Consider the following 12,707-nt stretch of genomic DNA (forward strand, 5'->3'; position numbering starts at 1 on the left):
AAATGACAATACTTATAGATAATTATGATAGCTTCTCCTACAACCTGTATCAGCTTGTGGGGGCAATAAATCCGGATATAAAGGTTATAAGAAATGATGAGTTCACCTGTGAGGAGATCGAGGCGATGAATCCGGATCACATAATCATCTCACCGGGACCCGGAAGACCTTCGGATGCGGGAATGTGTGAGGAAGCGGTGAGATATTTTGCAGGAAAAGTACCAATCCTCGGTGTGTGTCTCGGACATCAGGCGATTTGTGAGACATATGGTGCGACAGTCACATATGCAAAGAAACTTATGCATGGAAAGATGTCGCTGGTTGATGTGGATCTGAACTGCAGATTGTTCAGAGGACTTCAGAGCAAGATACAGGTTGCAAGATATCATTCACTGGCAGCAGCAGATGAGAATTTCCCTGAATGTCTGGAGGTCACAGCCAGGACGGAGGATGGAGAGATCATGGCAGTAAAACACAGGAATTATGAGGTATATGGAGTTCAGTTCCATCCGGAGTCGATATTGACACCGAAGGGCAAGATAATGCTCAGAAATTTTTTAGAGATATAAAATAAGGAGGATATGGCGATGATACAGGAAACTCTTAAGAAGGTAGCAGCAGGACAGGATCTTACATACGATGAGGCATATGCCAGCATGGATGAGATATTCAGTGGACAGGTGCCGGGAGAGACAACGGCGGGATATCTCACAGCGCTTCACATGAAGGGCGAGACGCTTGACGAGATAACAGCCAGTGCAAATGGAATGAGAGACCATGCGGAGTCTCTTCCACATGACGGAATAGATGTTCTTGAGATCGTGGGAACAGGCGGAGATTGTGCGAATTCATTTAATATATCGACAACGAGTGGTATAGTTGCAGCAGCGGCCGGAGTACCGATTGCAAAGCACGGCAACAGAAGCGTATCGAGCAAGAGTGGCGCAGCGGATGTACTTGAGGCTCTTGGTGTAAATATCTCCATATCACCTGAAAAGATGGGCAAGGTTCTCGCTGAGTGCAACATGAGCTTTATGTTTGCCCAGGTATATCATAAGGCGATGAAATATGCAGGTCCGGTCAGAAAGGCACTTGGAATACCGACAGTATTCAATATCCTTGGTCCTCTTACCAACCCGGCAAAGGCTCAGATGCAGATCATGGGAGTATACAAGGAGGAGCTTGTTGATCAGATGGCTCCTGTACTTGTTGGTCTTGGCGTAAAACGGGGACTTGTCGTATACGGACAGGATTGTCTGGATGAGATATCCATGAGCGCACCTACAACAGTTGCAGAGATCAAAGATGGCGAGATCACAAAGTACGAGATCAAGCCAGAGAATTTCGGATTTGAGAGATGCAGCAAGGAGGATCTGGTGGGCGGCGATCCTGAGGAAAACGCGCAGATTACCCGCGATATCCTGTCAGGCAAGATCAAAGGAGCCAAGAGAAATGCAGTTGTACTGAACGCAGCAGCTTGTATCTACATCGCAGGCAAGGCAGATTCCATAGCGGATGGAATCAAGGTTGCAGAGGACGTGATCGACAGTGGCAAGGCTGCTGAGACGCTTGATGCATTTGTAAGACTGACAAATGAGTAGATAAGTTTTATCGCAGACTATGATAGAAAGTTGTATAGAGAGGTAAGAGATGATATTAGATGAGATAGATGCAAAGACAAAGGAACGTGTGGCGGAGCAGAAGAAAAAAGTTCCTCTTGAGGAGATGAAGAGACAGGCACTTGATATAGTTGCCAGAGAGACGGATAACGGCAGCAGCCCATATAGTAAGTTCCCATTTAGGGATAATCTGGCAGCGGATGGAATATCGTTTATCTGTGAGGTCAAGAAGGCATCGCCTTCCAAGGGGCTTATCGCACCGGACTTTCCCTATGTTGAGATCGCAAAGGAATATGAGGCGGCTGGTGCTTCAGCCATATCGGTGCTCACTGAGCCGTTTTATTTCCAGGGAAGCAATCAGTTCCTGATGGATATAAAGAAGGAGGTAAATATACCGCTGCTGAGGAAGGATTTTACAGTTGACGAGTATATGATATATGAGGCAAAGGTCATAGGAGCCTCGGCGGTGCTTTTGATTTGCGCAATACTGGATGACGAGCAGCTTGGATTATACCTGCAGCTTGCGCATGAACTTGGGATGTCGGCTCTGGTTGAGGCTCACGATGAGGATGAGGTCAGACGGGCGATAGCCTGCGGAGCCGGCATCATCGGAGTGAACAACAGAGATCTCAGAACATTTACGGTGGACATCATGAACAGCGTTCGTCTTAGAAAGCTGATACCGGATACGGTGCCAGCCACCCATATGGGGACGGAGGTACCTGTCACTGATACAGGAGCTGCGGCTGACACTTTAGCACCCCAGAAGATGGTGTATGTGTCTGAGAGTGGAATCAAGGCAAAAGAGGACATAGACAGGCTCAAGGCAAATGGAACTGATGCGGTGCTCATAGGTGAGACATTTATGAGAAGTCCCGACAAGAAGAAGTTGTTTGCGGAACTTAGAGGCGAGTAACATATTATATAGAAGAAACACAATACAAAAGTGTAGAAATTACATTTGAAAATATATCTGAGAAGACAAAAACAGGAGGAAAAACATATGTCAAAAGGCAGATTTGGCGTTCACGGCGGCCAGTATATTCCAGAGACTCTGATGAATGCGATGCTGGAGCTGGAAGAGGCATACAAGAAATATAAGGATGATCCGGAGTTCAACAGAGAACTCACAGAGATGCTCAACGAGTATGCGGGAAGACCTAGCAGACTTTACTATGCGGAGAGAATGACAAAGGATCTGGGCGGTGCAAAGATCTACCTCAAGAGAGAGGATCTGAACCACACAGGAGCGCACAAGATCAACAACGTAATCGGACAGATGCTCCTTGCCAAGAGAATGGGCAAGACAAGAGTTATCGCGGAGACCGGTGCCGGACAGCACGGTGTTGCAACAGCTACAGTTGCAGCCATGATGGGCATGGAGTGTGAGATATACATGGGCGAGGAGGACACGATCAGACAGGCTCTCAACGTGTACAGAATGAGACTTCTGGGTGCAAAGGTTCATCCGGTAAAGACAGGAACAGCCACACTGAAGGATGCTGTATCCGAGGCATTTCGTGAGTGGACAAGCAGGATCGATGACACACACTATGTACTCGGCTCAGTCATGGGACCATATCCTTTCCCTGAGATCGTTCGTGATTTCCAGGCTGTGATCAGTAAAGAGATCAAGGCACAGCTCATGGAGAAGGAGGGAAGACTTCCTGATGTCGTCATGGCATGTGTGGGCGGCGGTTCAAATGCCATCGGAGCTTTCTATGATTTCATACCTGACGAGAGCGTCAGATTGATCGGCTGTGAGGCAGCAGGCAGAGGTGTTGATACATTTGAGACAGCGGCAACCATCGCAACCGGAAAGCTTGGTATATTCCACGGCATGAAGTCCTACTTCTGTCAGGATGAATTTGGTCAGATCGCACCTGTACATTCGATCTCAGCGGGACTTGACTACCCGGGAATCGGACCTGAGCATGCATACCTTCACGACATCGGACGTGCAGAGTATGTGGCGATCACAGATGACGAGGCTGTGGATGCATTTGAGTATCTGTCAAGGATCGAGGGAATCATCCCTGCGATAGAGAGCGCACACGCTGTGGCTTACGCCATGAAGCTGGCACCTACAATGGACAAGGATAAAATAATAGTGATCAATGTATCAGGACGTGGTGACAAGGACGTTGCAGCCATCGCAAGATACAGAGGGGAGGATCTTCATGAGTAATATATCAAAAGCATTTGAGCATGGAAAAGCATTTATACCATTTGTGACATGTGGCGATCCGTCGCTGGATGTGACAGAGGAGGTAGTATACGCAATGGTGGAGGCCGGTGCAGACCTTATAGAGCTGGGAATCCCATTCTCAGACCCGACAGCCGAGGGTCCGGTCATTCAGGGCGCAAATATAAGAGCGCTTGCAGGCGGCGTGACGACAGACAAGGTATTTGACCTTGTGAGAAAGCTACGCAAGAAAGTGACAATACCTATGGTGTTCATGACATATGCAAATGTCGTGTTCTCGTACGGTTCGGAGAGATTCATCAGCACATGCAGGGAGATTGGCATAGACGGTCTGATCCTTCCTGACATTCCTTACGAGGAGAAGGACGAGTTTGATGGAATCTGTAAGCAGTATGATGTGGATCTCATTTCACTCATCGCACCTACATCCCATGAGAGAATATCCATGATCGCAAATGATGCGAGTGGATTTGTATACTGCGTGTCATCACTCGGTGTAACCGGAACCAGAACCAAGATTACCACAGACATAGGAGCAATGGTCGATCTGGTGAAGAAGGCGAAGGACATCCCTTGCGCTGTAGGTTTCGGAATATCCACACCTGAGCAGGCAAAGCAGATGGCGGAAAAGTCAGATGGTGTCATTGTCGGTTCAGCCATCGTCAAGCTGTGTGCCCAGTACGGCAAGGACTGTGTGCCTTATGTGAGAGATTATGTGAAGAGCATGAAGGATGCGATAAGGTAGGAAATTATAGATACTAATTGGGGTATGCATTTGTGGATGCATATTTAAGAGAGTCGGAGAAATCTGGCTCTCTTGTGTTTTATAGATATATTTATAAATATGTTGACACCTCAGTTAGTTTTTGATATAACATATACATCAGCGATTGCTGATATCCATAATGAAAATTGAATAAATCATATTTTAAGTAGAAGAGTTTGAAAACATGATGAGTAGCAAGTGCTACAAGTCTGCGATCATGACTCTTTTTTTGTTGCCTTTTGGGCATGGGGCAGATTTCAAATGAAAACTGAATATGCATCTGCCCGGTATCCGGGGCAGCAAAGAATACGGACACAGCGACTGTCGTCGGCTGAAAAATGACAGACCGAGGAGCAGGCACCATGGAGGTGTGAGCTGGTGAAGCTTCAGATAACACATTGACAACATTTTGTAGATTTATTTTAGGTTTATTTTTTCATTATGGAGGTAACGATTATGAGATATTCATTTACAGAAAAGACATCACACAGACAGCAGGAGACAGCATACATGCTTTACATGATCATCGGCAGCTATTTTCACAGATGCAGCTGCAGATCAAAGGCGTTGGAGGAGAATCTCTTCCTTTATTATAAGGAGCTTCAGGAGAAGAGACAGGTGGAGAAGGAGAGACAGATCATCAGAGTCAGCGAGGGTGTGCTGAAAGACAATATGACAGATCTTGCGGAGATGAATGCTGAGGTGGTTATCTCAAGGGCAGATGATCTGTATATATTAAGATTTTACACAGGATTTGAGAGAGTCGTGGTGACTGTCGATGAGAAAGGCTGCTATGAGATAAGCCTGGGTAGGGATGAACTAGCGGTATAGAAGGTGTTGTGAGCAAACAGATGAAGTATAGTGGCAGTTGTTCAGGGCATAAATAAACTTGAGCAACTGCCGTGTTTTTACTTGATATGGGAACTAATGTTCGATATAATAGATGCAGGTTTTAGCCTAGAGTAGGAGACTTTTATGGATCATTTTGAATTGGTATCGGAATACAAGCCCACCGGAGATCAGCCGGAGGCAATAGAAAAATTGGTAAAGGGTTTTCAGGAAGGCAATCAGTTCGAGACGCTGCTCGGTGTAACCGGATCTGGTAAGACATTTACCATGGCGAATGTTATACAGCAGCTTAATAAGCCAACACTGATACTAGCACATAACAAGACTCTGGCGGCGCAGCTTTATGGGGAGATGAAAGAATTTTTCCCGAACAATGCGGTGGAGTATTTTGTATCATACTACGATTATTATCAGCCGGAAGCATATGTGGCGTCTACGGATACCTATATTGCAAAGGATTCGTCTATTAATGACGATATTGACCGGATGAGACATAGCGCCACAGCAGCACTCATAGACAGAAAAGATGTCATAGTGGTTGCATCTGTATCGTGTATATATGGCATCGGTGATCCGGACGAGTACAGGAATCAGATGTTGTCGTTCAGAGTTGGCATGATAAAGGACAGAGATCAGGTCATCGATGAACTGACAGATATACAGTATGACAGGAATGACATGGATCTGCAGAGAGGCACATTCAGAGTGCGTGGGGATGTACTTGAGATAATTCCTGTGTCAACATTTGACGATGGAATAAGGATAGAATTCTTCGGGGATGAGATAGACAGGATCACAGAGTTTGATCCGCTCACCGGAGAGGGAAAGAGAGATCTGACATATACATGCCTGTTTCCGGCATCTCACTATGTGGTTGGACAGGAGAAGATGGAGAAGGCGCTGAAGAGGATAGAGGCGGAGCTCAAGGACAGAGTTGCTTACTTCAAGTCAAAGGATAAACTCATCGAGGCACAGCGTATCGAGGAGAGAACTAACTTTGATATGGAGATGATGAGAGAGACTGGATTTTGCTCTGGTATAGAGAACTATTCCGGTCCGCTGGCTGGAAGATCAGCCGGAGAGACGCCGAGCACACTGCTGGATTTCTTTGATGATGACTTTCTTCTTATTATAGATGAGTCACATATGACGGTGCCTCAGGTCGGTGCGATGTATTCGGGAGACCGATCCCGTAAGATGAATCTGGTTGACTATGGATTCAGGCTTCCATCTGCACTTGACAACAGGCCGCTCAACTTCTCGGAATTTGAGCAGAAGCTTGATCAGGTCATGTTTGTATCAGCCACACCGGGCAAATACGAGGAGGAGCACCAGATGCTTATGGCTGAACAGATCATCAGACCTACAGGACTTCTTGATCCGCCGGTTGAGGTCAGACCGGTGGAAGGTCAGATAGATGATCTGCTGAAAGAGGTTCGCAAGGAGACCGAGCAGGGACACAAGGTACTTGTGACAACACTTACCAAGCGTATGGCTGAAGATCTCACCAGCTATATGAGGGACAATGATATAAAGGTAAAATATCTGCACTCGGATATAGACACCATGGAGAGAGTTGAGATAGTGAGAGATCTCCGCCTTGGAGTATTTGATGTGCTTGTTGGAATCAACCTTCTGAGAGAGGGTCTTGATATACCGGAGATCACACTGGTAGCCATACTTGACGCTGATAAGGAAGGTTTCCTGCGATCGGAGACATCACTCATCCAGACCATAGGAAGAGCAGCCCGAAATGTGGATGGACATGTCATCATGTATGCGGATACTATCACGGGTTCTATGAAGTATGCCCTCGATGAGACGAGCAGACGTCGTGAGATACAGCAGAAGTATAATGAGGAACATGGAATAACCCCTAAGACTATAGAGAAGAGCATAAGGGATCTCATAACCATAGAGGTGAAGAAGGAGGAACTTCCAGAGGAGGATAAGGACGCTGAGTCCATGACGAAGAAGGAGCTTCAGAAGGTTATCGCCAAGCTGACCAAGAAGATGAATATGGCGGCAGCAGACCTCAACTTTGAGGTGGCGGCAGAGATCAGGGATCAGCTCAAGGTGTATAAGGCGGCACTGAGAGATTATGATAAGGACTGAAATATAAATAATAAAGAGAAAAGGTTAGATCAAGATGGAAGACAATAAGAATTATGAACGTGGTGAGCATCTGGAGAATATAACGGATGCGAGCATGAAAGATGATGATTATTTCAACGCCAGCAGGAATATTGACAGGAAGTATATTACTATTGAGGGCGCACGTGAAAATAATCTGAAGAATATCAATGTCAAGATTCCAAGGGACAAATTTGTTGTCGTGACAGGACTTTCGGGATCAGGTAAGTCTTCACTGGCATTTGACACGATATATGCGGAGGGACAGAGACGATACATGGAGTCGCTGTCCTCCTATGCGAGACAGTTCCTTGGACAGGCTGAGAAGCCGGACGTGGATAAGATAGAGGGACTTTCCCCTGCAATCTCCATAGATCAGAAGTCAACAAACAGAAATCCTCGATCCACAGTTGGCACTGTCACTGAGATATACGACTATTTCAGACTTCTCTATGCCAGAGTGGGAATACCACACTGCCCGAACTGTGGTAAGGTCATAAGCAGACAGACGGTTGACCAGATGGTGGATGAGATCATGAAGCTACCTGAGAGGACAAAGTTCATGGTGCTTGCGCCTGTGGTCAGAGGCCGAAAGGGAGAGCATGTAAAGCTGCTGGAGAAGGCAAAGAAGAGCGGATTTGTCAGAGTGGTTGTCGATGGCAGCATGTATGAGCTGTCGGAGGAGATAAAGCTCGATAAGAACAAGAAGCACAGTATAGATATAGTTGTCGATCGTCTGGTTGTAAGACAGGATGTGGAGAGGCGACTCACAGATTCCATAGAGACCGCACTTCAGCTTGCAGAGGGGCTTATGAAGATTGAGGTGATCGGGGAGAGGGATGAGAATGGTGTTCAGAAGGAGAATACCATTATCAATTTCTCAGACAGCTTTTCATGCCCGGATTGCGGAATCAGCATAGATGAGATAGAGCCGAGAAGCTTTTCGTTCAACAATCCATTTGGCGCATGCCCGACATGTGCAGGTCTTGGCTTCAAGATGGAATTTGATCCGGATCTTATGATACCCGATCAGAGTTTGTCGATAAATGATGGAGCAATTGTGGTTCTGGGATGGCAGTCGTGCAATGATGGCAAGAGCTATTCCAATGCCATACTCAGGGCACTCAGTGCGGAGTATGGATTCTCTCTTGATACGCCATTTCAGGATTATCCACAGGATATCAAGGATCTCTTATTATATGGAAAGAACTCACGACCGGTTAAGGTGCATTATAAAGGACAGCGCGGGGAGGGAGTGTATGATATAACATTTGAGGGACTCATAAAGAGTGTTGCCAGAAGATACAGGGAGACATCTGCGGAGTCCACAAAGGCTGAGTATGAGACATTCATGACGATAACTCCTTGTGAGGTCTGTGGTGGCAAGAGACTTAAGCCTACAGCCCTTGCGGTGACGGTTGGAGATAAGAATATTGCTGAACTTACAGAACTACCTATCACAGAACTTGCAAAGTTCATGAAAGATCTGGAGCTCACTGACAGACAGAAGATGATAGGTGCGGCCATACTCAAGGAGATAAGGTCGAGACTGCATTTTCTTATTGATGTGGGACTTGACTATCTGTGTCTGAGTAGAGGTACAAGCACGCTCTCAGGTGGAGAGGCACAGAGAATAAGACTTGCCACGCAGATAGGTTCAGGTCTGGTCGGAGTTGCATATATTCTGGATGAGCCAAGTATCGGACTTCATCAGAGAGACAATGACAAGTTGATCGCAGCGCTCAAGAATCTGAGAGACCTTGGAAATACACTGATAGTTGTAGAGCACGACGAGGATACCATGAGGGCGGCGGATCACATCATAGATATAGGACCGGGAGCCGGTGCAAATGGTGGATATGTGGTAGCTGAGGGTACGGCTGAAGACATTATGAAATGTGAGAATTCTATCACCGGTGACTACTTAAGTGGCAGGAAGAAGATAGAGGTTCCGGATGTGAGGAGAAAGCCAACCGGATGGCTCACTGTCAAGAATGCTTATGAGAACAATCTCAAGCATATAGATGTGGACATACCACTTGGAATCATGACATGTGTGACGGGTGTGTCTGGTTCAGGAAAGAGTTCTCTGGTAAATGAGATCTTGTACAAGAAGCTGGCGAGAAGACTCAACAAGAGCAGGATTAAAGCAGGAAAGCACGACCATATCATTGGCTATGATGCTTTGGATAAGATTATCAATATAGACCAGTCACCTATAGGTAGAACGCCGAGATCCAATCCGGCTACTTATACAGGTACATTTGATCTGATAAGGGATTTGTTTGCTGGAACCAAGGATGCCAAGGCAAGAGGTTACGGCAAGGGAAGATTCAGCTTCAATGTATCCGGAGGACGATGCGAGGCATGTCGTGGAGACGGAATAATCAAGATAGAGATGCATTTCCTGCCAGATATATATGTGCCATGTGAGGTGTGTGGAGGAAAGAGATACAACAGAGAGACTTTGGAGGTCAAGTACAAGGGCAAGAGTATCAATGAAGTTCTCGATATGACAGTTGATGAGGCGTGCGAGTTCTTTGCAAATGTTCCAAGGATACTGAGGAAGATAGATACTCTCCGCGATGTGGGACTCGGATATATCAAGCTGGGTCAGCCATCCACTACTCTGTCGGGCGGAGAGGCGCAGAGAATCAAGCTTGCAACAGAGCTTTCGAGACGAGGAACAGGAAAGACGATATATGTGCTTGATGAGCCAACCACGGGACTTCATTTTGCTGATGTGCACAGACTTGTGGATATACTCAGAAGGCTCAGCGAGGGCGGCAACACAGTTGTGGTTATCGAACATAATCTTGACGTTATCAAGACCGCAGATTATATTATTGACATGGGACCTGAAGGAGGTGCTGGCGGTGGAACGGTCATTGCCAGAGGAACTCCTGAGGAAGTTGCGAAGATACCTCAGTCCTATACAGGACAGTATCTGAAGAGGTATCTCGATATGTAAGGGATGTGTAGAATAATTACATCGGAGGTAGATGACGAACATGGATGAACAGAATAGAGTAGAAGATATTGACAGAGTTGATGGCGGGTCGACTTCTGAGCAGAATCTGGAGCAGGAAAAGGCTATGATGGCTGAGAATAGTCAGGCACAGAATGGTCAGGGTGTGCAGTCAGTTCAAGCACCATATAGTCAGGTAGCACAGCCAGCTCAGTCACTGTATCAGCATATGCCACAGTATGGCCAGCCGGTGCAGCAGCCATACCAGCCACAGTCGCAGTACGGTCAGCCAGCCCAGCAGCCATATCAGCCACAGTCACAGTATAGCCAGGGAGCACAGCCAATGCAGACACCATACCAGCAGATGCCGCAGTATGGCCAGCCAACCCAGCAGCCATACCAGCCACAGTCGCAGTATGGCCAGCCAACCCAGCAGCCATACCAGCCACAGTCGCAGTACGGCCAGCCGGTACAGCCAACGCCATACAACAACCCTATGGGTTATATGGGATATGAGAACAGGCAGAACATACCTGATGATGTGAAGAAGGGATCCACACATGTACCTAATATGTTAAACCTGATCGGCATTATCATGGCTGTTGTATCAGTATTTATTCCTTATGCTTATATGGGGACAGATGCCAGAAGCATAGTTGGAGTGTTTGGGATAAATGTACTGTCAATGCTTGTTGTGGCGGTAGTTATCATAGCAGACGTGATCTGTGCATTTATCAACAAGGCAGGCTGTTATATAGCAGACCTTGTTATATCTATAGTTGTTGGCGGAATATTGATATTTGAATTTGTTCTGTCATTGATAGATCTTGGAAAGCTAGATGCAGCGGCAAATGCAAGACTCGGAGTCGGTGCATGGATCAGCGTGGCAGCGGCACTTTTCATGCTGATATCAGTTCCTATATGGTGGACAATCAGCAGAAAAAAGGATAAGGCAGAGAAGCAAGATTAGAATTTAGAAATTTATATTAGTGAAGATAAAAAATAATATAAAAGAAAAATAAGTAAGAATAAGAACCCCATCATGGCTTGTGCAAGCTGTGATGGGGTTCCTTTAAGTTTACGTGAGCGATACTTGTCCGAAAGCTGTCGAACAGTTTATCGTTACATTTGTTAATTGTTCTGTTAAAGATCTGTTAATTAGTCGTTAGCCTTACCAACTGATCCGAAGAGTTCCATCTTCTCCTTAACAGTAGCCTTGATAGCCTCGAAACCAGGAGCGAGAAGCTTTCTAGGATCAAATCCCTTGCCCTCAAGATCCTTACCAGCCTCGATGTACTTTCTTGTAGCATCTGCGAATGATAACTGGCACTCTGTGTTAACGTTGATCTTTGAAACGCCAAGTGAAATAGCCTTCTTGATCATGTCAGCTGGGATACCTGTACCACCGTGAAGAACTAATGGCATAACGCCTGTCTTCTGCTGGATAGCATCAAGTGTCTCAAAGCTAAGTCCCTTCCAGTTAGCTGGGTACTTACCATGGATGTTACCGATACCAGCTGCAAGCATATCTACACCAAGATCAGCGATAGTCTTGCACTCCGCTGGATCAGCGCACTCGCCCATACCAATAACTCCGTCTTCCTCACCACCGATAGAACCAACCTCACACTCGATTGAGAGGCCAAGCTGATGAGCTACGTTAACGAGCTCTGTTGACTTAGCAAGGTTCTCCTCGAATGGATAGTGTGAACCATCGAACATGATTGAAGTAAATCCAGCCTTAACACACTTGTAGCATCCTTCGTATGTTCCGTGATCAAGGTGAAGAGCTACAGGAACTGTGATTCCAAGTGACTCATCCATAGCCTTAACCATTGCTGCAACTGTCTCAAATCCTGTCATATACTTTCCAGCGCCCTCTGAAACACCAAGGATAACAGGTGACTGAAGCTCCTGAGCTGTGAGGAGAACAGCCTTTGTCCACTCAAGGTTGTTGATGTTGAACTGACCTACTGCGTAGTGACCAGCCTTAGCTTTCTTTAACATTTCTGTTGCTGAAACTAACATTTGTAAAATCCTCCGTAAAATTATATTTGGATACAATGTACCCACTTACGCTGATTATACCCCATATAATAAGAAAATAAAAGAATTTTTAGCCAAAAGTTCAACATATAGTTAGTTTGAACTTATCGATAGAAATGA

At 46.1% G+C, this 12,707-nt stretch carries 10 protein-coding genes; 9 read left to right on the forward strand and 1 reads right to left on the reverse strand.

Annotated features, from left to right (window positions below):
* The first annotated feature begins 2 nt into the window (after window positions 1-2).
* The 9 genes from OCV54_RS01430 to OCV54_RS01470 all read left to right on the forward strand — a co-directional run bounded on the left by OCV54_RS01430 (window position 3) and on the right by OCV54_RS01470 (window position 11,511).
* Window positions 3-569 (forward strand): anthranilate synthase component II, encoded by a 567-nt coding sequence (locus OCV54_RS01430; RefSeq protein ID WP_055145999.1) that lies wholly within the window; start codon window positions 3-5, stop codon window positions 567-569.
* 18 nt (window positions 570-587) lie between these two features.
* Window positions 588-1,601 (forward strand): anthranilate phosphoribosyltransferase, encoded by a 1,014-nt coding sequence (gene trpD / locus OCV54_RS01435; protein WP_015534413.1) that lies wholly within the window; start codon window positions 588-590, stop codon window positions 1,599-1,601.
* Between the two features lie 49 nt (window positions 1,602-1,650).
* A complete protein-coding gene (gene trpC / locus OCV54_RS01440) occupies window positions 1,651-2,535 on the forward strand; it encodes an indole-3-glycerol phosphate synthase TrpC (RefSeq protein WP_082431226.1) in 885 nt (294 codons plus the stop codon).
* An 87-nt stretch (window positions 2,536-2,622) separates the two neighbouring features.
* The gene (gene trpB / locus OCV54_RS01445) at window positions 2,623-3,807 is read left to right on the forward strand and encodes a tryptophan synthase subunit beta (protein ID WP_055222380.1); all 1,185 of its coding nucleotides are present in this window, start codon (window positions 2,623-2,625) and stop codon (window positions 3,805-3,807) included.
* Window positions 3,800-4,570 (forward strand): tryptophan synthase subunit alpha, encoded by a 771-nt coding sequence (gene trpA / locus OCV54_RS01450; protein WP_055222381.1) that lies wholly within the window; start codon window positions 3,800-3,802, stop codon window positions 4,568-4,570. Before trpB ends, trpA begins: the two co-directional genes overlap by 8 nt.
* Window positions 4,571-5,047: 477 nt before the next feature.
* Window positions 5,048-5,422, forward strand: coding sequence for a hypothetical protein (locus OCV54_RS01455; protein WP_015534409.1), 375 nt, complete (start codon window positions 5,048-5,050; stop codon window positions 5,420-5,422).
* 144 nt (window positions 5,423-5,566) lie between these two features.
* Complete coding sequence (gene uvrB / locus OCV54_RS01460) at window positions 5,567-7,555, forward strand: excinuclease ABC subunit UvrB (RefSeq protein WP_055222382.1); 1,989 nt, start codon at window positions 5,567-5,569, stop codon at window positions 7,553-7,555.
* A gap of 94 nt (window positions 7,556-7,649) precedes the next feature.
* Window positions 7,650-10,544, forward strand: a complete 2,895-nt coding sequence (uvrA, locus tag OCV54_RS01465; protein WP_055222485.1) for an excinuclease ABC subunit UvrA — start codon at window positions 7,650-7,652, stop codon at window positions 10,542-10,544.
* Window positions 10,545-10,584: 40 nt separating this feature from the next.
* Window positions 10,585-11,511 (forward strand): hypothetical protein, encoded by a 927-nt coding sequence (locus tag OCV54_RS01470; protein WP_055222383.1) that lies wholly within the window; start codon window positions 10,585-10,587, stop codon window positions 11,509-11,511.
* 188 nt (window positions 11,512-11,699) lie between these two features.
* On the opposite strand, the gene fba is transcribed toward OCV54_RS01470, so the two are convergent.
* On the reverse strand, window positions 11,700-12,569 hold the full coding sequence (gene fba, locus OCV54_RS01475) for a class II fructose-1,6-bisphosphate aldolase (RefSeq protein ID WP_022058049.1): 870 nt from the start codon (window positions 12,567-12,569) through the stop codon (window positions 11,700-11,702).
* Window positions 12,570-12,707: the final 138 nt, after the last annotated feature.

The sequence above is a fragment of the Coprococcus aceti genome (assembly GCF_025567285.1).
GTDB lineage: Bacteria > Bacillota > Clostridia > Lachnospirales > Lachnospiraceae > Coprococcus > Coprococcus aceti.

Bases quoted from the DNA above. Each gene is read 5' to 3' on its own strand.
- OCV54_RS01430 (WP_055145999.1), top strand. From the start codon at position 3: ATGACAATACTTATAGATAATTATGATAGCTTCTCCTACAACCTGTAT.
- trpD (WP_015534413.1), top strand. From the start codon at position 588: ATGATACAGGAAACTCTTAAGAAGGTAGCAGCAGGACAGGATCTTACA.
- trpC (WP_082431226.1), top strand. From the start codon at position 1,651: ATGATATTAGATGAGATAGATGCAAAGACAAAGGAACGTGTGGCGGAG.
- trpB (WP_055222380.1), top strand. From the start codon at position 2,623: ATGTCAAAAGGCAGATTTGGCGTTCACGGCGGCCAGTATATTCCAGAG.
- trpA (WP_055222381.1), top strand. From the start codon at position 3,800: ATGAGTAATATATCAAAAGCATTTGAGCATGGAAAAGCATTTATACCA.
- OCV54_RS01455 (WP_015534409.1), top strand. From the start codon at position 5,048: ATGAGATATTCATTTACAGAAAAGACATCACACAGACAGCAGGAGACA.
- uvrB (WP_055222382.1), top strand. From the start codon at position 5,567: ATGGATCATTTTGAATTGGTATCGGAATACAAGCCCACCGGAGATCAG.
- uvrA (WP_055222485.1), top strand. From the start codon at position 7,650: ATGAAAGATGATGATTATTTCAACGCCAGCAGGAATATTGACAGGAAG.
- OCV54_RS01470 (WP_055222383.1), top strand. From the start codon at position 10,585: ATGGATGAACAGAATAGAGTAGAAGATATTGACAGAGTTGATGGCGGG.
- fba (WP_022058049.1), bottom strand. From the start codon at position 12,569: ATGTTAGTTTCAGCAACAGAAATGTTAAAGAAAGCTAAGGCTGGTCAC.